The 24,759-nt window shown below is 74.8% G+C and carries 30 protein-coding genes; 20 read left to right on the top strand and 10 right to left on the bottom strand.

From position 1 onward, the window contains the following. The first annotated feature begins 222 nt into the window (after positions 1 to 222). Positions 223 to 1,317 carry an exo-alpha-sialidase gene (locus tag ABZ495_RS26120; RefSeq protein WP_352297184.1) on the top strand — a complete coding sequence of 365 codons (1,095 nt, stop codon included), beginning with the start codon at positions 223 to 225 and terminating at the stop codon, positions 1,315 to 1,317. Between the two features lie 106 nt (positions 1,318 to 1,423). Next, on the top strand, positions 1,424 to 2,203 hold the full coding sequence (locus ABZ495_RS26115; protein WP_329492058.1) for a GNAT family N-acetyltransferase: 780 nt from the start codon (positions 1,424 to 1,426) through the stop codon (positions 2,201 to 2,203). Between the two features lie 23 nt (positions 2,204 to 2,226). Here the strand turns inward: ABZ495_RS26115 and ABZ495_RS26110 are convergent, their stop codons facing one another. Beyond that, the gene (locus ABZ495_RS26110; RefSeq protein WP_329487007.1) at positions 2,227 to 3,111 is read right to left on the bottom strand and encodes a DMT family transporter; all 885 of its coding nucleotides are present in this window, start codon (positions 3,109 to 3,111) and stop codon (positions 2,227 to 2,229) included. A gap of 53 nt (positions 3,112 to 3,164) precedes the next feature. Between ABZ495_RS26110 and ABZ495_RS26105 the strand changes: the two genes are divergently transcribed. Together ABZ495_RS26105 and ABZ495_RS26100 are read left to right on the top strand one after the other, a co-directional pair. Next, complete coding sequence (locus ABZ495_RS26105; RefSeq protein WP_359838358.1) at positions 3,165 to 4,028, top strand: MurR/RpiR family transcriptional regulator; 864 nt, start codon at positions 3,165 to 3,167, stop codon at positions 4,026 to 4,028. Between the two features lie 229 nt (positions 4,029 to 4,257). Beyond that, the gene (locus tag ABZ495_RS26100; RefSeq protein ID WP_352297176.1) at positions 4,258 to 5,292 is read left to right on the top strand and encodes a LacI family DNA-binding transcriptional regulator; all 1,035 of its coding nucleotides are present in this window, start codon (positions 4,258 to 4,260) and stop codon (positions 5,290 to 5,292) included. Between the two features lie 27 nt (positions 5,293 to 5,319). Here the strand turns inward: ABZ495_RS26100 and ABZ495_RS26095 are convergent, their stop codons facing one another. Beyond that, positions 5,320 to 6,108: an alpha/beta fold hydrolase gene (locus ABZ495_RS26095; protein ID WP_359810744.1), complete on the bottom strand. Its 789-nt coding sequence runs from the start codon at positions 6,106 to 6,108 to the stop codon at positions 5,320 to 5,322. 121 nt (positions 6,109 to 6,229) lie between these two features. Here ABZ495_RS26095 and ABZ495_RS26090 point away from each other — a divergent pair, with 121 nt between their 5' ends. The 3 genes from ABZ495_RS26090 to ABZ495_RS26080 all read left to right on the top strand — a co-directional run bounded on the left by ABZ495_RS26090 (position 6,230) and on the right by ABZ495_RS26080 (position 7,688). Beyond that, positions 6,230 to 6,685, top strand: a complete 456-nt coding sequence (locus ABZ495_RS26090; protein ID WP_359810741.1) for a hypothetical protein — start codon at positions 6,230 to 6,232, stop codon at positions 6,683 to 6,685. 137 nt (positions 6,686 to 6,822) lie between these two features. Next, the gene (locus ABZ495_RS26085; protein ID WP_329487015.1) at positions 6,823 to 7,269 is read left to right on the top strand and encodes an SRPBCC domain-containing protein; all 447 of its coding nucleotides are present in this window, start codon (positions 6,823 to 6,825) and stop codon (positions 7,267 to 7,269) included. Positions 7,270 to 7,298: 29 nt separating this feature from the next. Further along, positions 7,299 to 7,688 carry a metalloregulator ArsR/SmtB family transcription factor gene (locus tag ABZ495_RS26080; RefSeq protein ID WP_352297168.1) on the top strand — a complete coding sequence of 130 codons (390 nt, stop codon included), beginning with the start codon at positions 7,299 to 7,301 and terminating at the stop codon, positions 7,686 to 7,688. Positions 7,689 to 7,712: 24 nt separating this feature from the next. On the opposite strand, the gene ABZ495_RS26075 is transcribed toward ABZ495_RS26080, so the two are convergent. Continuing rightward, on the bottom strand, positions 7,713 to 8,225 hold the full coding sequence (locus tag ABZ495_RS26075; RefSeq protein ID WP_359810739.1) for a GNAT family protein: 513 nt from the start codon (positions 8,223 to 8,225) through the stop codon (positions 7,713 to 7,715). Between the two features lie 87 nt (positions 8,226 to 8,312). On the opposite strand from ABZ495_RS26075, the gene ABZ495_RS26070 reads away from it, so the two are divergent. Both ABZ495_RS26070 and ABZ495_RS26065 read left to right on the top strand, forming a co-directional pair. Continuing rightward, entirely contained in the window at positions 8,313 to 9,440 is a 1,128-nt protein-coding gene (locus tag ABZ495_RS26070) for a hypothetical protein (protein ID WP_359810737.1), read from the top strand. Between the two features lie 153 nt (positions 9,441 to 9,593). Beyond that, positions 9,594 to 10,571: a hypothetical protein gene (locus tag ABZ495_RS26065; protein WP_359810735.1), complete on the top strand. Its 978-nt coding sequence runs from the start codon at positions 9,594 to 9,596 to the stop codon at positions 10,569 to 10,571. 67 nt (positions 10,572 to 10,638) lie between these two features. Here ABZ495_RS26065 and ABZ495_RS26060 read toward each other — a convergent pair whose 3' ends face one another. Further along, positions 10,639 to 11,859 carry a glycosyltransferase gene (locus ABZ495_RS26060; RefSeq protein ID WP_359838356.1) on the bottom strand — a complete coding sequence of 407 codons (1,221 nt, stop codon included), beginning with the start codon at positions 11,857 to 11,859 and terminating at the stop codon, positions 10,639 to 10,641. A gap of 248 nt (positions 11,860 to 12,107) precedes the next feature. On the opposite strand from ABZ495_RS26060, the gene ABZ495_RS26055 reads away from it, so the two are divergent. Continuing rightward, positions 12,108 to 12,281: a hypothetical protein gene (locus ABZ495_RS26055; protein WP_359838354.1), complete on the top strand. Its 174-nt coding sequence runs from the start codon at positions 12,108 to 12,110 to the stop codon at positions 12,279 to 12,281. Positions 12,282 to 12,313: 32 nt separating this feature from the next. Here the strand turns inward: ABZ495_RS26055 and ABZ495_RS26050 are convergent, their stop codons facing one another. Continuing rightward, on the bottom strand, positions 12,314 to 13,216 hold the full coding sequence (locus tag ABZ495_RS26050) for a cation diffusion facilitator family transporter (protein WP_359810726.1): 903 nt from the start codon (positions 13,214 to 13,216) through the stop codon (positions 12,314 to 12,316). Position 13,217: 1 nt separating this feature from the next. Then, positions 13,218 to 13,490, bottom strand: a complete 273-nt coding sequence (locus ABZ495_RS26045) for a metalloregulator ArsR/SmtB family transcription factor (protein WP_359838363.1) — start codon at positions 13,488 to 13,490, stop codon at positions 13,218 to 13,220. A gap of 450 nt (positions 13,491 to 13,940) precedes the next feature. On the opposite strand from ABZ495_RS26045, the gene ABZ495_RS26040 reads away from it, so the two are divergent. Next, positions 13,941 to 14,318: a YciI family protein gene (locus ABZ495_RS26040; RefSeq protein ID WP_359838352.1), complete on the top strand. Its 378-nt coding sequence runs from the start codon at positions 13,941 to 13,943 to the stop codon at positions 14,316 to 14,318. A 72-nt stretch (positions 14,319 to 14,390) separates the two neighbouring features. Beyond that, complete coding sequence (locus ABZ495_RS26035; RefSeq protein ID WP_359838351.1) at positions 14,391 to 15,665, top strand: DUF6596 domain-containing protein; 1,275 nt, start codon at positions 14,391 to 14,393, stop codon at positions 15,663 to 15,665. Here the strand turns inward: ABZ495_RS26035 and ABZ495_RS26030 are convergent. Further along, a complete protein-coding gene (locus ABZ495_RS26030) occupies positions 15,631 to 16,098 on the bottom strand; it encodes a MarR family transcriptional regulator (protein ID WP_352297187.1) in 468 nt (155 codons plus the stop codon). The genes ABZ495_RS26035 and ABZ495_RS26030 overlap by 35 nt on opposite strands. A 107-nt stretch (positions 16,099 to 16,205) precedes the next feature. Here ABZ495_RS26030 and ABZ495_RS26025 point away from each other — a divergent pair, with 107 nt between their 5' ends. Together ABZ495_RS26025 and ABZ495_RS26020 are read left to right on the top strand one after the other, a co-directional pair. Further along, positions 16,206 to 16,988, top strand: coding sequence for a class III extradiol ring-cleavage dioxygenase (locus ABZ495_RS26025; protein WP_329487025.1), 783 nt, complete (start codon positions 16,206 to 16,208; stop codon positions 16,986 to 16,988). A gap of 140 nt (positions 16,989 to 17,128) precedes the next feature. Further along, a complete protein-coding gene (locus ABZ495_RS26020; protein ID WP_359838349.1) occupies positions 17,129 to 17,707 on the top strand; it encodes a maleylpyruvate isomerase N-terminal domain-containing protein in 579 nt (192 codons plus the stop codon). A gap of 56 nt (positions 17,708 to 17,763) precedes the next feature. On the opposite strand, the gene ABZ495_RS26015 is transcribed toward ABZ495_RS26020, so the two are convergent. The 3 genes from ABZ495_RS26015 to ABZ495_RS26005 are packed head-to-tail and all read right to left on the bottom strand — an operon-like array spanning position 17,764 to position 19,273. Then, on the bottom strand, positions 17,764 to 18,144 hold the full coding sequence (locus tag ABZ495_RS26015) for a VOC family protein (RefSeq protein ID WP_359838347.1): 381 nt from the start codon (positions 18,142 to 18,144) through the stop codon (positions 17,764 to 17,766). Next, a complete protein-coding gene (locus tag ABZ495_RS26010; protein ID WP_359838345.1) occupies positions 18,120 to 18,818 on the bottom strand; it encodes a GNAT family N-acetyltransferase in 699 nt (232 codons plus the stop codon). Before ABZ495_RS26010 ends, ABZ495_RS26015 begins: the two co-directional genes overlap by 25 nt. Further along, a complete protein-coding gene (locus ABZ495_RS26005) occupies positions 18,815 to 19,273 on the bottom strand; it encodes a group II truncated hemoglobin (protein ID WP_359838343.1) in 459 nt (152 codons plus the stop codon). The genes ABZ495_RS26010 and ABZ495_RS26005 overlap by 4 nt, the downstream gene beginning before the upstream one ends. 259 nt (positions 19,274 to 19,532) lie before the next feature. Between ABZ495_RS26005 and ABZ495_RS26000 the strand changes: the two genes are divergently transcribed. The 6 genes from ABZ495_RS26000 to ABZ495_RS25975 all read left to right on the top strand — a co-directional run bounded on the left by ABZ495_RS26000 (position 19,533) and on the right by ABZ495_RS25975 (position 24,712). Beyond that, a complete protein-coding gene (locus ABZ495_RS26000; protein WP_359810713.1) occupies positions 19,533 to 20,306 on the top strand; it encodes an SDR family oxidoreductase in 774 nt (257 codons plus the stop codon). A gap of 58 nt (positions 20,307 to 20,364) precedes the next feature. Further along, positions 20,365 to 20,745, top strand: a complete 381-nt coding sequence (locus ABZ495_RS25995) for a MerR family transcriptional regulator (protein ID WP_359810711.1) — start codon at positions 20,365 to 20,367, stop codon at positions 20,743 to 20,745. A 96-nt stretch (positions 20,746 to 20,841) separates the two neighbouring features. Next, positions 20,842 to 22,374 (top strand): AMP-binding protein, encoded by a 1,533-nt coding sequence (locus tag ABZ495_RS25990; protein WP_359838341.1) that lies wholly within the window; start codon positions 20,842 to 20,844, stop codon positions 22,372 to 22,374. Positions 22,375 to 22,547: 173 nt separating this feature from the next. Continuing rightward, positions 22,548 to 23,375 carry a TIGR03084 family metal-binding protein gene (locus ABZ495_RS25985; RefSeq protein ID WP_359838339.1) on the top strand — a complete coding sequence of 276 codons (828 nt, stop codon included), beginning with the start codon at positions 22,548 to 22,550 and terminating at the stop codon, positions 23,373 to 23,375. A gap of 64 nt (positions 23,376 to 23,439) precedes the next feature. Beyond that, positions 23,440 to 23,880: a VOC family protein gene (locus tag ABZ495_RS25980; protein WP_329487034.1), complete on the top strand. Its 441-nt coding sequence runs from the start codon at positions 23,440 to 23,442 to the stop codon at positions 23,878 to 23,880. 148 nt (positions 23,881 to 24,028) lie between these two features. Next, the gene (locus ABZ495_RS25975) at positions 24,029 to 24,712 is read left to right on the top strand and encodes a hypothetical protein (protein ID WP_359838337.1); all 684 of its coding nucleotides are present in this window, start codon (positions 24,029 to 24,031) and stop codon (positions 24,710 to 24,712) included. The last annotated feature ends 47 nt before the right edge of the window (positions 24,713 to 24,759 follow it).

The raw sequence follows: 24,759 nt of genomic DNA, 5'->3' as shown, positions 1-24,759 counted from the left end.
CCGAGGGGCCGAAGATCGCGCGCAGCGCGGTGCCGTGGGCGTTGGTGGCGGTCCACTCGGCGTCACGGACGACGTTGTAGACCACGTGGCGCCGGCCGCCGCACCGCTCCCGGCACCTCGCCGCGTCGGCGTGGCAAGGTGTGGCCCCGGGCGGGTGGCGGGACACTGGCCCGTGGAGGGGTGTCCGGTGGGGGCCGTTGCGCCGAACAGGTGGTGGCCGGTATGACCGAGGTGTTGTTGGCCGTCGGGACGGAGAAGGGCCTCTTTCTCGGCCGCAGCCGATCCCGGGCGGACTGGGAGTTCAGCGGGCCGCACTTCCCGATGAACGCGATCTACGCCGTCTCGATCGATCGCCGGGGCGGCCGGACCAGGCTGCTGGTCGGTGCGGACAGCAGCCACTGGGGCCCGTCGGTCTGGCGCTCCGACGACCTCGGCGCGAGCTGGTTCGAACCGGCGAAGCCGGCCGTCCGCTTCCCCGAGCACACCGGAGCGTCGCTCACCCGGGTCTGGCAGCTCCAGCCGGCCGGTGAGGAGGCGCCCGGCGTGGTCTACGCGGGCACCGAACCGGCGGCGCTGTTCCGCTCCGAGGACGGCGGCGAGACCTTCGCCCTGGTCGAGCCGCTCTGGAACCATCCGCAGCGGTCCGAATGGGGCGCCGGGTACGGCGGCCAGGGGCTGCACACGATCCTCACCGATCCGCGCGACCCCGGACGCCTGCTCGTCGCCGTCTCCAGCGGCGGCGTCTACCGGAGCAAGGACGGCGGCGCGAGCTGGGAGCCCTCCAACACCGGGCTGCGCGCGGAGTTCTTCCCGGAGGAGAGCCAGTACCCCGAGTTCGGCCAGTGCGTGCACAAGATCGCACCGGACGCCGTCCGGCGGGACCGCCTCTACCTGCAGAACCACGGCGGCGTGTACCGCAGTGACGACGCGGGCGCGAGCTGGCGCTCCGTCACCGACGGCCTGCCCGCCGACTTCGGCTTCGCCGTCGCCGCCCACCCGCGCCGGGCCGACACCGCCTACCTCTTCCCGCTCGGCGGCGCCGGCGACCGGATCCCCCCGGGCCGCCGCTGCCGGGTCTACCGCACCGAGGACGGCGGGGACAGCTGGCAGCCGCTCGCCAACGGCCTGCCGGGCGAGGACCACTACGGCGTCGTCCTGCGCGACGCCCTGCGTACCGACGACGCCGAACCGGCCGGGATCTACTTCGGCAACCGCACCGGCGAGGTCTACGGCAGCCCCGACGAGGGCGAGAGCTGGTCGCTGCTGCTCTCCCACCTGCCGGACGTGCTCTGTGTCAGGGCGGCGACGGTGTCGTGACCGGACCGGGCAGGCAGACCCCGGCCACTTGATCCACGAACGGTCGCCCGACGAGCATGGCGGAGGCAGGACGGCTCTCGGAGATCGGATGGACCGCGTGACAGAGATGGAACCCGACTGGGAGTTCGGGCGCGACGCCGACGGCCTTCCGGTCGTCCGCTACCAGCGCGGCGAGCGGGAGGGCCGGCCCTGGGCCGGCCTGCTGGAGGTCATGGGCCCGGGGACGCCCGGCGGCGAGGCCGTGAGCGCCGTCGACCCGGTGGAGTTCGTGCTGACGGACATGTCGGGCTGGGTCGTCTCCAGCCGGGTGGGCTTCGGCGAGCGGTTGCGGCGCCGCGGGGCCCGCCCGCTCCGGCTCGGGCACACCATGCTGCGCGACCTCGCCGGTGATCCGCCGCCGGCCGGATGGCCGGACTGGGCGCGGACCCCGCTGCGGGAGGGGTACCGCAGCGTGCCGTGCGACCGCACCGCCGAGGAGCTCGCCCCGGCGCTGGGCGCCGCGTTCGGCCCCGGCCACCCCGACCACCGCCCCGACCACGACGAGCGGACCTCGCGGGAGGAACTGCGCAGCCTGCTGGCCGGCGGGGTGGTCGGCCCCGTGCTGCCGTCCAGCGCCCTGGTCGTGGACGCGGACGACCGGGTCGTGGCCGGCGCCGTCGTGACCGACTACGAGGGCCTGCCCTGGATCGCCCATGTCTTCCGGCACCCGGAGCTCGGCTACCCGGGGCTCGGCCGCGACCTGATGCGCCGGGTGATGGCCGACCTCGCCGGCCGCGGGAACCCCGGGATGGGGCTGGCCGTCACCGAGGGCAACGCGGCCCGCCGGCTGTACGAGTCGCTCGGATTCCGGCTCACCAGGAGCACGCTGACGGTCATCGTCCCCTGAGCCGCCCGGTGCTCGCCCGGCCGCTACGGACGGGCGAGCTCCAGCACGGCGATCCCGGCCAGGACGGTGGCGCTCGCGGTCATCCGCAGCCGCCCGAGCCGTTCGCGGAAGACCACGGTCGCGATCAGCGCGGCGATCACGATGCTCGTCTCGCGCAGCGCGGCGACGGCCGCCAGGCTGCCCCGGGACTGCGCCCAGACCACCAGCCCGTAGGCGGTCAGGGAGAGCACCCCGCCGACGATCCCCACCGGCACCACCGGGCCGGCCCCGACGAGCAGGCCGCGGCCCCGGCGGATCCGGGCGATCAGCGCCAGGCACGGCCCCTGGAGCAGGAAGAGCCAGGCCACGTAGCCGCCGACGGTGCCCGCGTGCCGGACCCCGCTGCCGTCCAGCACGGTGTACGAGGCGATCATCACGCCGGTACCGGCGGCGGCGGTGAGAGCGGGCAGCTGCGCCCGCCCGGGTATCCCCCGGGCGAAGGCCAGCCCGATCAGGCCGCAGGAGATCACCAGCACGCCCAGCAGCTCGCCGCCGCCCAGGGCCTGGCCGAGCACCGTCACGGACAGCACCGCCACCAGCAGCGGCGCCGAACCCCGGGCGATCGGGTACATCTGCCCGAAGTCGCCGAGCTGGTAGGCGCGCAGCAGCAGGAGCTGGGAGGAGACCTGCATCGCCACGGAGGCGAGGAGGTACGGCCAGGCCCCGGCGGCCGGCAGCGGGTTGAGCGCGACCAGGACCACCGCGCAGGCGGTGTAGGTGAGGTTGATCAGGGCGAAGCCGACCAGCTTGTCCCGGATCCGGTGGGCCAGCCCGTTCCAGACGGCGTGTAGGACCGCCGCGGTGAGGACGGCGACCGGCACGGCCGCCGCCGACCCACCGCTCGGCAGCGCGGACGCGATTGCGGGCATGGCGAAGCTCCCCTCCGACGGGCTGGAATAGAATTCCACGCTACCCTAGATGCATGGAAGAGCGTTCCGAATTCTCGCCACTGGAATCCCAGCTGGCCGCCCACATCCGCGCCCGCCTCGGCGAGCTGCGCGGCACCGAGGCGCGCGTCGCGCAGGTCGTCCTCGACCGGGGGGCCGATCTGGTGCACCTGAGCGTGAGCGACGTCGCCGAACTGGCCGGCACCGCCTCCTCCTCCGTGGTGCGGGCGTGCCAGCGGCTCGGCTTCAAGGGCTACCAGGAGCTGAAGATCGCGGCCGTCCGCCAGACCCCGGCCCCCGCGCCGGACCCCTCGGAGGAGGCGGACCCGGCGGCCCGCGCGCTGACCGACACCGTCCGCGCCGCCCGTGAGGCACTCGACGGGATCGCCACCACGCTGTCCGCGCAGGCCCTGCGGGCGGCGGCCGAGCTGCTGAACGCGGCCGACCGGGTCGTCCTGGTCGGCACCGGCCTCTCCGGCGCGGTCGTCCTGGACGCGGCCTACCGCCTGCGCGCCCTGGGCATCCCGGTCGACGCCCCCGCCGACCCGCTCACCGCGCAGCTGGCCGCCGCCGGGCTCCCGGCCACCGGGGTCTGTCTGGCCGTCAGCCACACCGGCGCGTCACCGACCGTGGTCGACACCGCCCGCCGGGCGCGCGACGCCGGCGCGAGCGTCGTCGCGCTCACCAGCTACGCCCGCTCGCCGCTGAGCGAGGCCGCCACCCACACGCTGGTCGCCGGCGGGCAGGACCTCGTCTTCGGCCTGGAGACCACCGCCAGCCGGCTGGTCCACCTGGCGGTGGTCGACGCGCTGACGCTGACCCTGCTGGCACTGCGGGGGGAGGCGGCGGAACGCGCGCTCGACCTCTCGGCGGACGTGACGGCCGATCACACCTACTAGCGCCGGACGGGCACCCGCGCCGGGGCGGGTGCCCGTCCGGGCGGGGGCCCGTGCCGGGCGGGTCAGGCCTCCGAGGCCGGCCCGACCATCGCGCCGCCGCCCTCCGGCCGCCGGGGGGCAGGCGGCGGCCGGACGCCCCCCCGGGGGGGGGCCGGCGCGTCCGGACTCCGGACACCGGTCGGTCCGGCGTCTTCGGGCCTGGTCAGCGGTGATGTGTAGGCTCGCGGGCATGGCAAGGGTGACGCGGGACGACGTGGCGCGGGCGGCGGGAACGTCGACGGCGGTGGTCAGCTATGTGATCAACGACGGACCACGACCGGTGGCCGCGGCCACCCGCGCCCGTGTCCTGGCGGCGGTCGAGGAGCTGGGGTACCGGCCGAACCGGGTGGCCCAGGCGATGGCCCGCCGCCGGACCAACCTGATCGGCATGGTCGTGCCGGACGCCCGGCAGCCGTTCTTCGCCGGGCTCGCGCACATGGTCGAGCAGGCGGCGGCCGAGCGCGGCCGACTGCTGCTGATCGGCAACTCCGACTACGCCGACGAGCGGGAGGCGCACTACATCCGGGCCTTCCTCGGCATGCAGGTGGACGGGCTGATCCTGGTCACCCAGGACCCGTCCGTCCCCGGGGTGGCCGGGTTCGAGGCCACCGACGGCACCCCCGTCGTGCTGCTGCACCACCGGGCGGAGACCGAGACCGGCGCCGCCGTGGTCGCCGACGACGACGGCGGCGCCCGCGAAATGGTGCGCCACCTGCTGGCCCACGGGCACGCCGACGTCCACTGCTTCGGCGGGACGTTCGCGCTCAGCCCGAACGACCCGGTGACCTCGCGGACCGCCGGCTGGGCGGCCGCCCTGGCCGAGGCCGGGCTGCCCACCGACGGCCGACTGACGCCCGCGCCCTTCGACCGCGTCCGGGCCCACGCCGAGGCCCTCGCCCTGCTGGCCCGGCCCGACCGGCCGTCCGCCGTGTTCTGCGCGACCGACGACCAGGCGATCGGACTGCTGCGCGCCGCCGACGACCTCGGCATCCGGGTGCCGGAAGACCTCGCGGTGGCCGCCTTCGACGACATCGCCGAGGCCGTCATCGCCGGGCCGCCGCTCACCACCGTCGCCACCGCGCAGGGCGAGATGGCCCGGGCCGCCGTGGACCTGGTGCTGACCGCCAAGGCGAACGAGCAGCCCGTCCCGGCGGGCGCGCACACCTTCCCCGCCCGTCTGGTGATCCGCCGCTCCTGCGGCTGCCCGGGGGCGGCGGCCGCCTGAGCCGACGAGCCGCCCCGGAGCCGTCGTTCAGCTCCCCGCGGCCTGCGCGCCGGCGAGGAGGCCGGCGCCGGCGCCCAGGAAGTCGACCAGCAGCGCGTTGACCTCGTCGGGCCGCTCCAGGGCGGGCAGGTGGCCGGCCCAGGGCAGGTCGAGGCGGCGGGCACCGGCGATGCGCTCGGCGAGGTGGTCGGCGATCCGGCCGAAGTCGGCGAAGTCGTGCGCGCCGGTGACCAGCAGCGTGGGCGCCGTGACGGCGGCCGGGTCGGTCTCGACCCGGATCTGCGGGAAGTCCTCCTCGGCGGCCAGTTGGACGTCGAAGGCGTGCCGCTGCATCCGGCGCACCTGCTCCCTGACGGCCTCGCCCGCCTCGGGACCCAGCCAGGTCCGCACGTTGAGCTCGGTCGCTCCGGCGATGTCCCCCGCCTCGATCAGCGCGTCCTCGCGCTCGCCGAAGGCGCGGAGTTCGGCGCTCGGTTCCTGCCCGGCGAGCGCGGTGCAGAGCAGCGCGAGCGCCGTCACCCGGTCCGGCCATCGGGCCGCCAGCGCCAGCGCGACCCGGCCCCCGCCGGACGCCCCGACCAGCGCCGCACGCTCGATCCCGAGCTCGTCCAGGAGGTCCAGGACGTCCCGGGCGTTGTCGTACGGCCGGTCCGGGACGGGCGTGCCGCCGAAGCCCCGCAGGTCGCAGCGGACCACCCGGAAGCCCGCTCCGACCAGGGCGGGCACCTGCCCGTCCCACATCCGCCGGTCGCAGACCGTGGAGTGCAGCAGGACCACCGCCGGGCCGCTCCCGGCCACCTCATGAGAAATGATCATTGCGCCACCCTACGGATCGACCGGGCACGGCACACCCGATTTCGCCCCCGCACCGGCGGGCTCCGTCGGCGGCGTGCCCTACGGTGACCCCGTCCGCCCGCCCTGACCCCGGAGGTCCCCCGTGGCCCGGCTCCTCGTCCGCCCCGGCATCGATCCCGACGAGCCCGACGTGCCCGTCGTCGCCCTCCTCGTCGACCCCGACGGCCCGCCGGCCGAGCGCGCCGTCGCCCGGCTCGGTACCCACTGCCACGAGGGCGACGGCGTGCTCCACCTGGTGCGGACCGACGGTTGGGCCGAGCGCGCCCTGGCCGGTGACCGCCTGGTGGTCGAGGTCGCCGTGTACCCGGCGGCGCTCGACCGGGCCGGCGTGGACCTCGCGGCCTTCACCGGCCGCTCGTCCGTCGACCCGGAGGCCGTGCTGGTGCTCCGGGCCGGGGCCGCGGTGGAGCCGGAGCTGTACGCGCGGGCGGCGCCCGCGACGGTGGTGTTCACGGCGGGCCCGGACGAGACGCTCGACGACCTGCTCGCCGGCGGGGAGGCCTGGCCGATGGTGCTCGCGCCCCCGCCCGAGCACTGAGCGCCGGACACCGGGGCGCGGGCCGTGGGCCGCCCGCCGTCGAAGGCCGCATCGACGCGCAACTCTCCGGTTGCACTTGGCCGACCCACGTGCAACTCTGGGGTTGCACGCAGTTGGCAGCGACGAAGGAGTTCCCCATGAGTGAGGACCGGATCGAGCGCGAGACCCTGATCGCGGCATCCCCGGAGCTGGTCTGGACCCTGGTGGCCCAGCCCGGGTTCTGGGTGGCCGAGGAGGCGAGCCTGGCCGGCACGGTGGCCCGCGAGGGCGAGTCGATGGTGGCGAAGAACCCCGAGTACGGGGTCTTCCCGGTGCGGGTCGAGAAGGTCGAGCCGCCGACCTACCTGGCCTACCGCTGGGCCAGCGCCTTCCCCGGCGAGGACCTGCGCGAGGACAACAGCACCCTCGTGGAGTTCACACTGACCCCGGAGGGCGCGGGGACGCGGCTGCGCGTGGTCGAGAGCGGGTTCGCCGCCCTGGCCGGCTCCGAGGAGCTGCGCGGCAAGGCGGTCGAGGACAACTCCGGCGGATGGCCCCAGGTGCTCGACGCGCTCCGCAAGCGCGCCGAACAGCCGCCCGCGTGAACGACGGTGACCGCGGCGGCCGGGCCCGCGTGAGCGACGGGGGCCGCGGCGGCGCCGAGCCGGTCGACGGTGTGCTCGCCGCCCTCGCCGACCCGACGCGGCGTCAGCTGCTGGACCTGCTGGCCGAACGGGGCGAGGCCACCGCGACCACGCTCGCCGAGCGGCTGCCCGTCTCGCGGCAGGCGGTGGTCAAGCACCTGGCCGTCCTGGACGGTGCCGGGCTGGTCACCGCCGCCCGGGCCGGCCGCGAGGTGCGGTACGCGGTCCGGCCCGCGGCGCTCGACGCGACGGCCCGGTGGATGGCGGCGCTCGCGACCGACTGGGACCGACGGCTGGCCGCCATCAAGCGCCTCGCCGAAGCGGCCGAGGCCGCCGAGCAGGAGGCCCGGCACGCACCGCGGCCGCCGGACGCGCGGTAGGGCCCGTGGCCGGGGCCCCGGCCACTACCGGAGTTCGTCGGCCAGCAGGTCCATCAGCAGGTTGTCGTGCCAGCTGCCGTCGGAGCCGCGTTCGTACTGGCGCATGATGCCCACCGGGCGGAAGCCGACCTTCTCGTAGCAGCGGATCGCCGCCGCGTTGTCCGCCGCCGGGTCGATGATCAGGCGGTGGTAGTGGTGGTCGGCGACGAGGTGGCGGGCCAGCGTGCGGACGGCGTCGGTGCCCAGGCCGCGACCGTGGCGGGCCGGGTCGAGGTAGATGTCCATGCCCGCGTGGCGGTACTCGTCGTCGTTCTCGGCGTACCACTGGATGGCGCCGGCCACCTGACCCTCGACCAGGATCGCCAGGATCTCGGTGCCCGGCTCCTTGAGGTCGGTGGCGACGGCGTCGGCGAGATCGTCGCCACCGCGCCAGCGGGCGAAGACCTCGGGCGTGCCGCGGATGGCCACGAGGGCCGGGATGTCCGCCTCCGCGGCAGGGCGGAGAGTGACCTGGGCGCCGTACAGAATCGTCCCCATATAGGGCATGTTTGCATGGAAAAGGGTGTTCGGCGAGCCTTTTTCGACGTTGCATTCACCCCCTCCCACCAGGGATGATTCGCCGCCGTGACCCATTTCCTGCTCATTCTCGTGGCCGTTCTCGTCTACTTCGCGGTGAAGAAGTCCCGCGCCACCAAGTCCGTGGAGTGGGCCAGGCACCGGTTCGATCCGGCCGCCTTCGGCCTCGTCCCCCGCGAACGGCTCGACCCGCGCCGGTCCGGGCCGCCGGTGCCGGAGGAGCGGCGCCAACGGTCCCAGGCGATAGCCGACGCGGCCTGGGGCGGGGACTGGCGGCCCGCCGCCGCCCACGTCGAGGCGGCCGGCCAGGACTGGGAGGAGCGCTGGTCGCGGCTGGAGCTGCTGGCGAGCATCGCCAACCAGGACGACGCCTGGCTGACGGCCTGGCGCGCCGCGGACCCGAACAGCTGCGACGCGGCCACCCTGGAGGCCAAGCAGATGGTGCACCGCGCCTGGGCGATCCGCGGTTCCAAGTACGCGCACGAGGTGCCCGCCGAGGACATGGCGAAGTTCCGCGAGCTGCTGCCCGCCGCGATCGAGGCGGCCCGCCGCGCCGCGCTGCTGGCACCGCGGGACCCGGCTCCGTGGGTGGTCATGGTGACGACGGCGCGCGGCGCGCAGTACACCCCGGAGCAGTTCGAGCCGCTCTGGGCCGGACTGGCCGAGCGGGCCCCGCACCACTACGAGGCGCACTGGCAGGGCATGCAGTACTGGTGCGCCAAGTGGTTCGGCTCGGACAAGCAGATGCTGGCGTTCGCGGAGCGGGCAATGGACCACGCTCCGGCCGGGAGCCCGCTGCCGGGGATCTACCTGCACGCGCTGTCCGAGCTGGAGAAGCGCAAGACCCTCGGGTCCACGCTGGCCGGGGAGAAGGCCAAGGAGCGGCTGAAGGCGGTCGCGACGGCGCTGGCGGCCGTCCCGGCGGACGACGAGCGGCTGCCGATGCTGCGCCACCTGCTCGCCTACTACTGCGGCAAGGCCGAGTTGCCCGCGGAGGCGCTGGAGCAGTTCCGGCTGATCGGCCGCTGGTGCGGCGCCGAGGTCTGGGCCGACCAGGGCGATCCGGTGACGGCCTTCGACCACGCGCGCGGGTTGGCCGTGAAGCTCTCGGAGGCGCCCCCGCTGCCGCCCGAGCTGCGGCCCACCAAGGACACGGATCATCACTACAACGGGTAATCATTTCAGTTCGGAGCGTGCTGACCGGCCGTCATTTGGGTGTACCGTGACCGCCAGAAGCGGATCGCCCCCGAAGAATGGGGCGAGCCCGGCAACGTGTTGACGCACGCGGCCGGGCTCTTCATACGCCGAGTGGTAAGGCCTCCACTGACGATGCTCCTGCATGCTATCGCGCCGTCGCGCGACTTCACCCAGATTGCCAACTCCTTGGTGTGGGACGACGAGTTGTCGGACTCCGCCTTTCGACTCCTTGTACGAGCCCTGGCACTGGGCCCGGCGAAGGCCCGCGCCACCACGGTGACGGCCCTCGCCGCCGGGCTCTCCGGCGGGCGCGTCACCACCGATCGCGCCCGCCGCCAACTCGCCCGCGCGGGACTGCTGCACACCACCCGGCGGCGCGGCGCCGCCGGGCAGGTGCGGACCGAATCCCTGCTCTCCAGCGTGCCGTTGGGCGCGGCGGAGGCGGAACGGCTGTTCGACGGGCAGTTCGAGCGGGCGGGGCGGTCCGGCCCCGGCGTCCCGCCGGATGCCGGGAAACGTAGCCGCGGGTCGTCGTCCGTCCGGTCCTCCGGCACCGCCCTCCCGGGGGTGACACCCAGGGTGAACACCTCCCCCCTCCCTCCCCCGCCGGTCCTCGAACCCGCTGTCACCTGGGGCGAGTTCACCGAGCACGGGTTCGGCGAGGGCGGGTCCACCGATGCCGAGCGGGCGCTGCTGGAACTGCGGCGGATCGACCCCCGGCTGACCCTGGGGGCCCGCGAGGTACGGCGGTTGGCGCCCCTGGCCGCCGAGTGGCTGGCCAGGGGCGTGAGTTCGGCCGCCCTGCGCGCCGCGCTGACCAGCGGACTGCCGGACCAGGTCAAGTCTCCTGCCGCCCTGGTGCGTTGGCGCCTGGAGGGCAAGATGCCCGCCCCGCTGGAGCCGAGCACCGTGACGGCACCCGTCTGCTGCGACTCCTGTGACCGTGCCTTCCGCCCGGTGAACGGCGAACACCGCTGCGGGGACTGCCGCACCCGCGCCGCCGCCCGCACCGCCTCCTCCACCGCCCACACCGCGGAGCCCGCTCCCAGCACCTCGCGGCGGGTCGACTGGCGCACCCTGGTCGCCCAGATCGGCGCGGCGACGGGGTAGTGGCGGCAGGCGGAGTGGAGTGGCGGCAGGTGCAGTGGCGACGGGTACCGGCGACGACGGCGGGCCGCTACCGCCCGAGGCCCTCCAGCAGCAGCTCCGCGGCCACCGCCGCGCCGTCGGTGCGGAACGCACCGGCCACGGCCGCGGCCCGCTCACGGACCTCGGGAGCCAGCGCCACCTCGAGCGCCGCCGACAGCGACTCGGTGGTCGGCGTCGGCCCGTCGTGCTCCGCGCCGATGCCCAGGCCGACCACCCGGCCCGCGAAGTACGGCTGGTCCCCGCCCTGGGCCACCACCACCTGGGGCGCACCCGCCCAGGTCGCCGTCGTCGTGGTGCCCGCGCCACCGTGATGCACGACGGCCGCCACCCGGCGGAACAGCGCCTGGTGGTTGACCTCACCGACGACGAAGCAGTCGTCCCGGTCGTCGGCCGACCCCAGGTCGGCCCAGCCACGGGAGATCACCGCACGGCGGCCCTGCGCGCGGACCGCCTCGACGACCGCCCGGGCGACCTCCTGCGGATCGCGCACCGGAACGCTGCCGAAGCCCACGTACACCGGCGGCGCGCCCGCGTCCAGGAACTCCACCAGGTCGGCGGGAAGCGGGCGTTCGTCCGGCAGGACCCACGCGCTGGTCTGCACCACGTCCAGCTCCGCCGGCCGCTGCCACGGCGCCAGAGTCGGGTCCGTGGCCAGCCACGGCAGGTCGGTGAAGACATGGTCGCGGACGTTGTCCACGGGCGGCAGGCCGATCGACGCCCGGTGGGCGTTGACCACCTCGCCGAACACCTCCTGCGCGTCCACGGCGTCCTGCTCCCAGAGCACCCGGTTGTCGGTCACGTCCGAACGGAGCGGCCGCCCGGGGCGCGGCATCGGCGGGTGGTGCGGGGACGGCAGGCTGACCGGCTGGTAACTCGCGTACACGTAACGGACGCCCAGCTTCTCGGCCGCCGCCCGCACCCCGGCCACCGCCGGCACCAGACCGGTCGCCACCAGCACGTCGCACCCCTCGGCCACCGACATGACGCCGTCGTAGAACGCGGCCACCAGCTCGGCCGCCCGCCGGACCACACCGCCCGGTGACGGCGGCGTCCGCCCGGTCACCAGATCGCGGACCGACTGCCCGGTCGGCACCATCTCCACCCCGACCACCGCCAGCCGCCTCGCGAACTCCTCGTCCGGCGGCGCACAGACCCGCACCTGCGCGCCGCGCTCCCGCAACCGCACCGCGAGCCCGACCAGCGGCTCGACGCCCCCGCGCGAATCGTAGGCGGACAGCACCACACGCATTCAGAACTCCCTGTGCATCGACATCGGCTTCGACCGCAGATTCTGCGTCATGACCGGGGCCTTGCCGCAAGGCCCCCCGTGCGCTATAAGTTGAGAGTGGAAAGGAGTGGGCACTCCTCCTTCGCCGCTCGTCGCAACCGAGTTGACGGCCATTCCTTTCTCTTCTCTCCGAGGCGGAGCCGGACTCGACGTGTCCGTACCGGGACACGGATCCGCACCGGGGCCGTTGGCCCGCACCGGAGTTGACGGTGGCGGTGGATGGAAGGCGCACCGACGAAGCCGTCGCTCCCAACGAGCGGGTCGCCGCCGACCTGGCGCGCGTCCTCGGCCCCGGACACCCCGAGACCTTCGCCATCCGCAGGACTCCGGACGTCGTGCGCCGTGGCCGTTCCGAACGCGAGACCTCCAACGCCGGGCCGTAGGCGCGCCGGGGCGGACGGTTCCCGAGGGGGCGTCAGGCGTGGGCCGCCTGGTCGCACAGGCGGCGGGCCGGTTCCGTCTGCAGCGTCGCGTGGCTGATGCCGAAGTGGTCGGCGGCGCAGCGGCGCAGGCGGGTGAGGAGGTCGGCGGGCGGGTGGGGGCCGGCGACCACGTGGGCGGTGAGGACGGGCATGCCGGAGGTGATCGTCCAGGCGTGCAGGTCGTGGACCTCGCGGACGCCGTCCTCGGCCAGGAAGTGGGTGCGGAGTTCGGCGAGGTCCACGTCCGCGGGGGTGGCCTCCAGGAGGACGCGCAGGGCGTCGCGGCCCAGCAGGTAGGCGCGCGGCAGGATCATCACGCCGATCAGCAGCGAGGCGATCGGGTCGGCGTACTGCCAGCCGGTGAGCTGGATGGTGACGGCGGCGGCGATGGCGGCGACCGAGCCGAGGGCGTCGCCGAGCACTTCCAGGTAGGCGCCGCGCAGGTTGAGGCTGTGGTCCTTGCCGCCGCGCAGCAGGACGACGCCGACCAGGTTGGCGGCGAGGCCGACGAGCGCGACGGTCAGCATCAGGCCGCCCCGGACCTCGACGGGCTCGCCGAAGCGCCGGACGGCGCCGTAGGCGACCCAGGCGAAGACGGCGACCAGGAGGACGGCGTTGGCGAGCGCGGCCAGGATCTCCAGCCGGTAGTGGCCGAAGGTGCGCCGCAGGGTGGGCGAGCGCTGGGCGACCTGGACGGCCAGCAGGGCGAGGGAGACGCCGGAGAGGTCGGTCAGCATGTGCCCGGAGTCGGCGAGCAGGGCGAGGCTGCCGGAGAGCAGGCCGCCGACCACCTGGAGGACCAGCACGGCGGCGGTGACGGTGATGGTCAGCAGCATCCGGCGGCGGTAGGCGCCGCTGACGGTGGCCGGGGCGGCGGGGCCGTGGTTCGCTCCCATGTCAGTGCTCCTTCGCGGGCGGCAGGACGGCGGCGAGCAGGTCCCGCAGGGCGTGGGCGAGGCGGTCGTCGGCCAGGTGGTAGCGGGTGCGGCGGCCTTCGGGGACGGTCCGCACCAGGCCGCAGTCGCGCAGGCAGGCGAGGTGGTTGGAGACGTTGGCCCTGGTCAGGCCCAGCTCCTCGGCGAGGTCGGCCGGGTAGTGCGGGGCGGCGAGCAGGGCGAGCAGGATCCGGCGCCGGCTGGTGTCGGCGAGGGCCTTGCCCACCCGCTCCATGGCCGCCTCCTGCGCCTCGGCGGGCAGGTGCGGGTCGCGGGGGTTCACGGCGGTCGGTTCCATGACTCCCACAGTACAGCGGTGACTGAATTCAGCAAATGCTGAACCGTCGGGACGCCAGATGCGAGCCCGCCGCACCCCGGGCCCTGGCAGCTGCGACGGGCGCCGGGCCGAGCAGCCGCGACCAGATCCCGGGCGCGGTCGCCGAGGTGGCCGCCGGCGGCGCGATGGCCGGGGTGAAGGTCGAGGTCGCGGACGGCGCCCTGACCGCCGCGACCACCGCCGAGGCGGCCGCGGTCTCGACCCAGGAGACGACCGCCGGCGCCCTGCGGTGGCCGCTCCCGGAATCTCCGGAAAGAATTCCGTCGCGGCTGTCGAAACGGCCGCTCCCCGTTCGACTCAGGAGTGAGAGGCGGGGAGAAGCCCCGCCCTCCCGACCGAGGAGTCACCATGCCGCGCTTCATGTCACTGATCCGTATCGACGAGCAGGACGCCCCGGACATGCGGTCGGCGGGTCCGGAGTTCGAGCAGCGGATGGGGGCGCTGTTCGAGGAGATCACCAAGGCCGGGGTGATGCTGGACACCGCCGGGCTGCTGCCGACCGCCGAGGGCACCCGGGTCACCTGGGAGGGCGGGAAGCTGAGCTTCACCGACGGGCCGTTCACCGAGACCAAGGAGGTCGTCGGCGGCTACGCCATCATGCAGTGCAAGGACAAGGCCGAGGCCCTGGAGTGGACCAAGCGGTTCCTGGAGATCCACCCGGAGAGCTGGAAGGTCGGCGCCGAACTGCGCCAGATCGACGGGAACACCACCCCGCCGGAGGCCTGATCCCCGACCCGCCCGGCCCGCGCCCGGCCGCCGCGCCGCGTTTGCCCCGATGCCGCCCGGCTGCTCTGATGGGTGGCCGTGACGGAGAGCAGCGCGACCGCGGCGGTCGAGGCCGTGTTCAGGATCGAGTCCCCGCGGATCATCGCCGGTGTCACCCGCATCGTGCGGGATGTCGGCATCGCCGAGGAGATCGCCCAGGACGCGCTGGTCGCGGCGCTGGAGCAGTGGCCCGGGCAGGGCGTCCCGGACCGGCCGGGCGCGTGGCTGATGACCAGCGCCAAGCACCGCGCGATCGACCTGGTCCGCCGCCGGGAGACGTACGCGCGCAAGCTCGCGGAGGTCGGCCGGACGCTGGAGGACGTGGCGCCGCCGGAGCCGGCCGAGCCGGACGACATCGACGACGACCTGCTCCGGCTGATCTTCACCGCCTGCCACCCCGTGCTGTCGGCCCAGGCCCGGATCGCGCTCACCCTGCGGCTGCTGGGCGGCCTCACCACCCAGGAGATCGCCCGGGCGTTCCTCAGCACCGAACCGGCCGTCGCCCAGCGGATCGTCCGGGCCAAACGGACGCTCGCCACCGCGCGGGTGCCGTTCGAGGTCCCCCGCGGCGAGGACCGGGCGGCCCGGCTCTCGTCCGTCCTGGAGGTCGTCTACCTGATCTTCAACGAGGGTTACGCGGCCACGGCCGGCGACGACCTGCTCCGGCCGGGGCTCTGCGAGGACGCGCTGCGGCTGGCCCGGGTGCTCGCCGGGCTGGCCCCACAGGAGCCCGAAGTCCACGGCCTGGCCGCCCTGCTGGAGTTCCAGGCGTCCCGGACGGCGACCCGCACCGGGCCCGACGGGCAGCCGGTGCTGCTAGCCGACCAGAACCGCGCCCGCTGGGACCGGCTGCTGATCCGGCGCGGCTTCGCGGCCCTGCGGCTGGCCGGCACCGGGCCGTACGCGGTCCAGGCCGCGATCGCCGCCTGCCACGCGCGGGCCGCCCGCTACGAGGACACCGACTGGGCGATGATCGCCACGCTCTACGGGCGGCTCGCGGCGCTGACGCCGTCCCCGGTGGTCGAGCTGAACCGCGCGGTGGCGGTCTCGATGGCCTGGGGCCCGGCGGCCGGACTGGAGCTGGTGGACGCGCTGGCCGCCGAGCCGGCCCTGCGGGCGTACCACCTGCTGCCGAGCGTGCGCGGCGACCTGCTGGCGCGGCTCGGGCGGGCCGAGGAGGCCCGGGCGGAGTTCGAGCGGGCGGCGTCGCTGGCCCGCAACGCGCGGGAGCGCGCCCTGCTGCTGGAGCGGGCCGCGGCCGCCGTCGCCCCCGCTACGCCCCGTCGTCCAGACGCAGCCGGGCACTGACCTCCCCGAGGCCCTCGGCCAGCACGGCGAGCTGCTCGCGGCTGAGCACGTCGATCAGCAGCTCGCGGACCAGGGCGACGTGGCCGGGCGCCGCCCGGCGCAGCATGTCCCGCCCCTCGTCGGTGAGTTCGGCGAAGACGCCGCGCACGTCGCTGGGGCACGAACGGCGCCCCACCAGGCCCATCCGCTCCAGCTGGGTGACCTGGTAGGTCAGTCCGCTCTTGGAGGTGACGAGCTTCTCCGCCAGTTCGGTCATCCGCAGCGAGCCGGCCGGGGCGGCGGAGAGGTGCACCAGGATCTCGTACTGGGTGTGCGAGAGGCCGGAGTCCTCCTTGAGCTGGCGTTCCAGCCGGCGGTTCAGGAGGTTGCTCGCGGTGACGAAGCCCCGCCAGGCGGCCATCTCGTCGTGGTCCAGCCAGCGCGGTTCGTTCAGGGAGGCCATGGAGGAAGCGTACTCCTGTTGTTCAAATTCGAACCAAGGTGTACGGTCGACGTGTCGAGGTTCAAAATTGAACTACTTTGGAAGCGAGAGAAGCCGTCATGAGCACCGCCGCCCCCGAGCGCATGCCCGCCCTCTACCTCTCGCACGGCGCACCGCCGCTCGCCGACGACCCGCTGTGGCCCGGCCAGCTGGCCGCCTGGTCCGCCGAGCTGCCCCGCCCCAAGGCCGTCCTGATGGTCTCCGCCCACTGGGAGGAGGCCCCGCTGGCCCTCGGGGCCGTCACCACCGTGCCGCTGGTCTACGATTTCTGGGGCTTCCCGGAGCACTACTACCGGGTGCGGTACGCCGCCCCCGGCGCCCCCGCGCTCGCCGAGCGGGTCCGCAAGCTGCTGCGCGCCCCCGGCACGCCCGTCCAGGACATCCCGGACCGCGGGCTGGACCACGGCGCCTACGTCCCGCTGGTGGAGATGTTCCCCGAGGCGGACGTCCCCGTCCTCCAGGTCTCCATGCCCACCCTGGACCCGCAGCGGCTGCTGGAGATCGGCCGCCGGCTCGCCCCGCTGCGCGACGAGGGCGTGCTGATCGTCGGCAGCGGGTTCTTCACCCACAACCTGCGGGCGCTCAGCTCCGACGGCCGGATCAGCTCGGTGATGGCCGAGTTCGACGACTGGGGCCGCCGCGCCCTGGCCGCCGAGGACCTGGACGCGCTGCTCGACTTCGAGCGGAAGGCCCCGGCCGGGCGGCTCGCCCACCCGCGCACCGAGCACTTCGCCCCGCTGTTCGTCACCCTCGGCGCCGGCGAGGCCGACCTGGGCAGCCAGCGCAGCGTGATCGACGGGTTCTGGATGGGCCTGGCCAAGCGCTCGATCCAGCTCGGCTGACCGGCACAGCGAGCCGCCCGAACCGCCCCACGCTCGATCCAGCCCGGCTGAACGGCGGCCCGGACCGCCCGGACGGCGAGCCGTCGCGCGCGCCCACGGGACGGGCCCGGCGCACCGGGGGGAAGTGCGAGGCTGCCGCCATGAACGGTGACGACGTCCGGGCCGCGCTCGGCGAACTGCGGGACACCCTCGGTCCGCACACCGGTGACGGCCCGGCCTGGGCCGCGCCGGCCGGGCCGCTGGAGTGGAGCTGCCGGGAGACGGCCGTCCACCTCGCGCACGACCTGCTCGCCTACGCCGGGCAGCTCGCCGCCCGGCCCGCCACCGGATACCTGCCGCTCGACCTCACCGTGCGGGCCGACGCCCCGCCCGAGGACGTCCTGGCGGTGGTGACGGCCTGCGGGCACCTGCTGGCCACCGCCCTGGACGCCGCGCCGCCCGACCTGCGGGCCTGGCACTACGGGCCCTGCGACCCAGCCGGGTTCGCCGCGATGGGCGTGGCCGAACTGCTGCTGCACACCCATGACATCGCCCTCGGACTCGGCCTGCCCTGGCGGCCCCCGGCCGGGCTCTGCGCGGCGGTCCTGGCCCGCCTGTTCCCCGACGCCCCGCCCGGCGGGTCCACCGCCGTCCTGCTCTGGTGCACCGGGCGCGGCGAGCTGAACGGCCGTCCGCGCAGGGCCTCGTGGAGCTGGCGGGCGGCCGTGGCCGGGGAGTGACCCCGGGAGCCAGGAGTCGGGAGCCGGGGGCCGGGAGCCGGGGAGCCGGCGACCGGTCAGGCGGTGGCGGCCCGCTCGGCGGCGCTGCGCTCGACGCAGAACTCGTTGCCCTCGATGTCCGCCATGGTCACCCAGCCGGTGCCGTCCGGGCGCCGCTGGTCGTCGTGGACGGTGGCGCCCAGCTCCAGCAGGCGCTCCACCTCCTCGTCCCGGGAGCGGTCCTGGGGCTGGAGGTCCAGGTGGACGCGGTTCTTCACGGTCTTGCCGTCGGGCACCCGGATGAACAGCAGCACCGCGCCCGGCGTCTCCAGGAGGGCCTCCGGGTCCCCCGGGAAGTCGTCGTCGGCCAGCTTGGCGTCCAGCACCTTCGCCCAGAACTCGCCGAGGCGGTAGGGGTCGGCGCAGTCGATCGTCACATGTCGTACCAGAGAAGCCATGGGGAGCACTCTGGACCGCCGCCCCGGCCCGCGTCCACCCGATTCGCCGCGAACCCGTCAATGGGGGGCCGGGCCGAGCGGCTGTGCAGGTCAGCCGAGCGGCTGTGCAGGTGGCCGTCCAGGGGGAACTCCGGCGGGCCGGCCCGCAGAACGCTCCCGAACCGGTAGCCGGCCTTCTCGGCCACCCGGCAGGAGGCCGTGTTGTCCACCTGGTGGAGCAGGTCGAGCCGGACCAGCCCGTCCGCCGCGAAGGCCGCGAACGCCCAGCGGGTGAGCCCCTCCAGGGCGCGCGGGGCCACGCCGCGGCCGCGGGCGGCGGCGGCCGTCCAGTAGCCCACCTCGGCCGCCGGCGCACCGGGCGCACCGCGCTTGAGCACCACGTTGGCGACCAGCTCGGCCGGCCGCTCCCCGGCCAGGCCGCCGTCGGCGGGCAACGCCCCGGCGGGGCCGCCGAGGGGCGCCAGGACGGCGAAGCTGTACCGCTCGCCGGCCGCCCGGCCGCGCTCCTGCGCCTCCAGCCAGCGGGCCGCCTCGTCCAGGTCCGCCACGGGGGTACGGGTGAAGTGCCGCAGTGTCTCGTCCCGGTAGATCTCGACCAGGGCAGCCGCGTCCTCGTCCCGGAACGGGCGCAGCAGCAGGCCCTCGGCGACGGGCGATTCGGTGGCGACCGTCATCGCAGGCCCTCCCAGCCCCAGCGCGGGGTCGGCCCCGGCTCCCCGAGGTCCTCGCCGACGGGCGCCGCCGAGACGTCCCTGGCGATCTTCGTGCCCCAGTCGAAGTACTCCAGCACCCGGCGGCGCAGCAGCTCGTCCCCGGGCAGCTCCTGCCGCACGGCGGCGCCCATCAGCTCCATCCAGCGCCCGCGCTGCTCCTCGGTGATGGCGAGTCCGAGGTGCGTGCGGAGCAGCGCCTGGTGGCCGCCGAGGTCGGCGGTGAACCGGGCCGGGCCGCCGAAGACCTCGGCCAGCCAGACGGCGACGTGTTCGATGTGGGTGGTGGTGAAGTTCGCGAAGACGGGCTTCAGCACCGGGTCGGCCAGGACGCCCTCGTAGAAGGTGTTGCTGAGACGGCGGAGCGCCTCCATGCCCCCCAGCGCGTCGTACAGGCTCTCGGGCCGTGCGTCGCTCATGCGTGTTCTCCCCGTTCGGATCCGACGGCACCTTTCCGACGGCGCCTTCCGATGGCACCTTCCTAGCAGCCGGCCCGGCCCGCGACCGCCCCCGGGCGGCGCCTGTTCGCGCCCGGCACAGCAAGCGGAGGCGGATGTTCCGGCCCGCCGCCCCCGCCGGTACTCCGCCCGCCGCCGGTGGCCTCCGACCACCGCCGCCGACCGGAGCCGGGCACCCGCTTGACCTTGCCACTGGCGGCAGGGTCGGAGGGTGGACCGCATGAACGAGCACACGCAGCACCGACCGGCCACCCGCATCGTGCTGGTCACCGGCGCCGGGACGGGGATCGGCCGGGCCACCGCACACGCCTTCGCGGCCCAGGACCCGGAGGTCGAGGTGGTGGCGGTCGGACGGCGGGCCGAGCCACTGGCGGAGACCGCGCGCGGCGCCCCCGGCCGGATCCACCCGCTGACCGCGGACATCACCGGCGCCGACGCCCCCGAGGCACTCGTACGCGAGGTGCTCGACCGGTACGGGCGGCTGGACGTGCTGGTGAACAACGCCGGGATCGTCCGCGGCGGCGCCCTCGGCGGGATCACCCGGGACGCGGTCGCGGACCAGCTCGCGACCAACCTGACCGCCGCCGTCCTGCTCGGCCAGGCCGCCCTGGCGCCGCTGGAGGCGAGCGGGGGCGTGATCGTCAACGTCACGACGTCCGTCGGCCAGCGCGGCTGGCCGGGCAACGCGGTGTACGCGGCGAGCAAGGCCGCACTGGAGTCGGTGACCCGCAGCTGGGCGGTGGAGCTGGCGCCGCGCGGCGTGCGGGTGGTCGCGGTCGCGCCCGGGGCAATCGAGACCCCGATCGGCGAGCACTCCGGGCTCGACGCCGGACAGCGGGAGGCCGTACGGCGGTGGCAGATCGCCCACACCCCGCTCGGGCGGATCGGCCGGCCCGCCGAGGTGGCCTGGGCGATCACGCAACTCGCCTCCCCACAGGCCTCGTTCGTCACCGGAGTAGTGTTGCCGGTGGACGGCGGTGCCGTCGTGGGGTGAGCCGGGCGGTGGTCCGGAGCGAGCCGGGCGGTGCCGTCCGGGAAGGGGCGGGGCAGCGGTGCGGATCGGCGAACTGGCCCGGGTGACCGGCAGCACGGCGCGGGCCCTGCGGCACTACGAGCAGGCCGGGCTGATCGCGTCCTCCCGCGCGGCCAACGGCTACCGGGTGTACGAGGACTCGGCGGCCGTCCGGGTCCGCAACATCCGCGGCCTGCTCGCGGCCGGGTTCACCCTGGAGGACGTCCGGCCTTTCCTGTCCTGCCTGGACGGCGACATGCTGGCCGCGCGACCCTCGGCCGGCGCGCTGCGGATCGCCCGGAACCGGCTCGCCGTCCTGGAGCGCCGGATCGCCGCCCAGACCGAGGCCCGGGACCGGCTGCTCGCCGCGCTGACGGCGGCCGGCGACGAGGCGGCGCCGGTGGTGGCGGGCGACCGCTGACGGTGACGGGCGGCGGGCGCTGACACTCGCGGCCCGTCCGGGTGACACCCTTGATCAGGGGTGTGCAGCGGGCGGTCGGCGGAGGAAAGTGGGCGCATGCAGATTCCACTCACCGTGATGGACTTCCTCGACCGGGCCGAGCTGGTCTACGGCGACCGGGTCGGCATCGTCGACGAGCCGGCGCAACCCGCCGAATCCTGGGGCGAGCTCACCTACCGCCGGGTCGCCGAGCTGGCCCGGGCGCAGGCGGCCGGCCTGGACCGGCTGGGCGTCGGGCCGGGCGAACGGGTCGCGATCGTGTCGCACAACTCGGCCCGGCTGATGACCTCGCTCTACGGCGTGAGCGGACACGGCCGGGTCCTGGTACCGGTGAACTTCCGGCTGCGGGCCGAGGAGGTCTCGTACATCGTCGAGCAGAGCGGCGCCTCCGTGCTGCTGGTCGACCCCGAACTCGCCGAGCCGCTGGCCGGCGTCCGCGCCCGGCACACCTTCGTGCTCGGCACGGACAGCGACGCCCGGCTGTACGACTTCGACCGCGCGCCGCGCCGCCACGAGATCGGCGAGAACGACACCGCGACCATCAACTACACCAGCGGAACCACCGCCCGCCCCAAGGGCGTCCAGCTCACCCACCGCAACATCTGGCTGAACTCCGTGCTGATGGGCCTGCACTTCGGTGCCGGTGACCGGGATGTCTACCTGCACACCCTGCCGATGTTCCACGCCAACGGCTGGGGCCTGCCGTTCGCCCTCACCGGGCTGGGCGCGCGGCACATCGTGCTGCGCAAGGTGGACGGCGCCGAGATCCTGCGCCGGGTCGAGCGGCACGGGGTGACCTTCCTGAGCGGCGCGCCCGCGGTGGTCCAGATGGTGCTGGACGCGGCCGCCGACTGGGACGGCCCCGTCCCCGGCCGGGACAAGGTGCGGATGATCGTGGCCGGCGCGCCGCCGCCGACCTCCGTGGTGCAGCGGGTCGAGGCCGAACTCGGCTGGGAGTTCATGCAGATCTACGGCCTGACCGAGACCTCGCCGGTGGTCACGGTGAACCGCTCGCGCGCCGAGTGGGACGAACTGCCCGCCGGTGAGCGCGCGGAGAAGCTGGTGCAGGCGGGCGCGCCGGCCCTCGGCAACCAGGTGCGGGTCGACGGCCAGGGCGAGGTGCTCGTCCGCGCCAACGTCGTGATGGACGGCTACTGGCAGCAGCCGAAGGAGACGGCGGAGGCGGTCCGGGACGGCTGGTTCCACACCGGGGACGGCGGCACCCTCACCGACGGCTACCTGACCATCTCGGACCGGAAGAAGGACGTCATCATCAGCGGCGGGGAGAACGTCTCCTCGATCGAGGTGGAGGACTGCCTCTACGACCACCCGGCGGTCGGCGAGGTCGCGGTGATCGGCGTGCCGGACGAGAAGTGGGGCGAGACGGTCAAGGCCCTGGTCGTGCTCAAGCCCGGGTACGACGTCCTGGAGGCCGACCTCATCGCGCACTGCAAGCAGCGGCTGGCCGGCTACAAGTCGCCCACCTCGGTGGAGTTCCGGGACACCCTGCCGCGCACCACCACCGGGAAGCTGCAGAAGTTCCGGCTCCGCGAGCCCTACTGGGCCGAGCGCGACCGGCAGGTCAACTGACCGGTCCGGGCCGGGTGCCGGGCTCCCGGCCCGGCACCCGGCGCCCCCTTCCGGTGCGCCGGTGGGCGTCCCGACCGGCGGGTTCCGTGGAGTTGCGGGTGGTGGCCGCGGGCACGGCGTAGGGTGCGGGCTCGGGTTACCGGTGAGTCACTACCGAGGAGACGAGGACGCCCATGACGACGGACGGTACGACCCCGGCGGCCGCAGCTGTGCTGACCGGCCTGCTCGACGACCTGCGGGCCGAGAGCGAGGCCCTGGACGACCTGGTGGCCCCGCTGGCGCCCGAGCAGTGGTCGACGGACACCCCCGCGCCGGGGTGGACGATCGCGCACCAGATCGCCCACCTGGCCTGGACGGACCACTGGACCACGCTCTCCGCCCGCGATCCGGAGGCCTTCGTCGCCGAGTCCGGCCGGGTCTTCGGCGAGCTGCTGGCCGCCGGCGCGGACCCGGTGGACGAGGGCGCGGCGCGCGGCGCGGCGGAGGAGCCGCACGCGCTGCTGACGCGCTGGCGGGCCGGCCGGGAACGGCTCCGGTCGGCGCTGGCCGAGGCGCCGGACGGCCTCCGGCTCCCGTGGTTCGGGCCGCCGATGAAGGCCCCGTCGATGGCGACCGCCCGGCTGATGGAGACCTGGGCGCACGGGCAGGACGTCGCGGACACCCTGGGCGCGGTCCGCGAGCCGACCGCACGGCTGCGGCACATCGCCCACCTGGGCGTACGGACCATGGGATTCGCCTTCAGCCTGCACGGGCTGCCGACGCCGCAGACCCCGGTCCGGGTCGAACTGACTTCGCCGGACGGCGACTTGTGGGCCTGGGGCCCGGAGGACGCGGCGGACCGGGTGTGCGGGCCGGCCCTGGACTTCTGCCTGCTGGTGACCCAGCGCCGCCACCGGGACGACCTCGCCCTGAGCGCCACCGGCCCGACGGCCGCGGCCTGGCTGCCGATCGCCCAGGCCTTCGCCGGGAACCCGGGCAAGGGACGCCCGGCGGGCGGGTGAGACGGGCGGGTGCGACGGGCCCGCCGAACCGGCGTCGTCGTACCCGGCCCCTACCCTGGGCCGCATGACCATTCAGCGCATGGACAACGTCGGCATCGTCGTCGACGACCTCGACGCCGCCGTCGCCTTCTTCCTCGAACTCGGCATGGAGCTGGAAGGCCGGATGCCGATCGAAGGACGCTGGGCGGGCGCGGTCGTCGGGCTCGACGGCATGCGGAGCGAGATCGCGATGATGCGGATCCCGGGCGCCCCGGGCCGGCTCGAACTGGCGAAGTACCACAGCCCGGAGGCGATCACCCCCGAGCCGGAGATCACCCCGGCGAACACACGGGGCCTGCACCGCGTCATGTTCGCCGTCGACGACCTCGCGGACACCCTCGCCCGCCTCCGCCCGCACGGCGCCGAACTCGTCGGCGAAGTGACGCGCTTCGAGGACAGCTACCTGCTCTGCTACCTCCGCGGGCCGAGCGGCATCATCCTCGCGCTGGCCGAACAGCTGAGCTGACGACCGGGCCCCGGTCTACCAGGGCGCCGGGCCGGGGCAGGCCCCTGCGGGAGCACGGCCGCCGGGGCGGCCCCGGCGGCCGTCACCCGCCGCGTGGTAGCGTCGCTCCCTTCTCCGGTAGGCCGGATGAGGTCCCCAGCAGGTGCCCGTGACCACTCCTCCCCAGCAGCTCCGGATCGCTCTCGACGCGCTCGACACCACCTTCGCACCGCACTCCGAGTCCCCGTTCACCGTCGGCGGCTGCACCTACTGCTTCACCGACGCCGACCTCGAAGCCCTCGCCGGCCCCGCACGGCTGGTGCCGGACCGGCTGATCCCCTCCGTGGCCGCCGAATCGACTGACCACTGGGGCGACTTCGCCGCCCTGTACCGCCGGATGACACCGCGGATCGTCCGCCTCCTGACCACGGGCCGGCTGCACGTGGACCACGGACTGATCGCCTCCCGGCTGCTGGAGGCCGACTGGCGGGACTGGGCGGTGCCGGAGCAGCGGGCGCTGGAGCGGGTCTGGGACGCCTGGTGGCGGTCGGTCCTGCGGGAGCACCCCGGCACCGACCACGCTGCCAGGGTACTGGAGACGATCTCCGTCAGCACGGGACGCCTCTCGCCGTGGCTGGCCGTCTGGGCCGGGACCCGGACCGAGGCGGCGGACCGCCACCTCGGGGCCGCGCTCGACGGCTGGCTCGTCACGCCGCGGTTCGCGGATCTCCGGCTCGGCTTCTACGACGAACTGCCGGCCGGTCCGGAGCTGCTGAGCTGGCTGCTCTCCCTGGAAGAGGGCCGCATCGGCGCCGCCCAGCTCGCCGAGGTCGAACGCCTCGCGTACAGCTAGGAGCCGGCCCGGCATCCAGTGATCAGTCGTCAAATAACAACGGTGGG

The organism is Kitasatospora sp. NPDC005748, from assembly GCF_040630735.1.
Taxonomy (GTDB): domain Bacteria; phylum Actinomycetota; class Actinomycetes; order Streptomycetales; family Streptomycetaceae; genus Kitasatospora.
The sequence above is the reverse complement of the archived record's forward strand: the minus strand, read 5'-3'. Positions and strand labels throughout refer to the sequence as shown.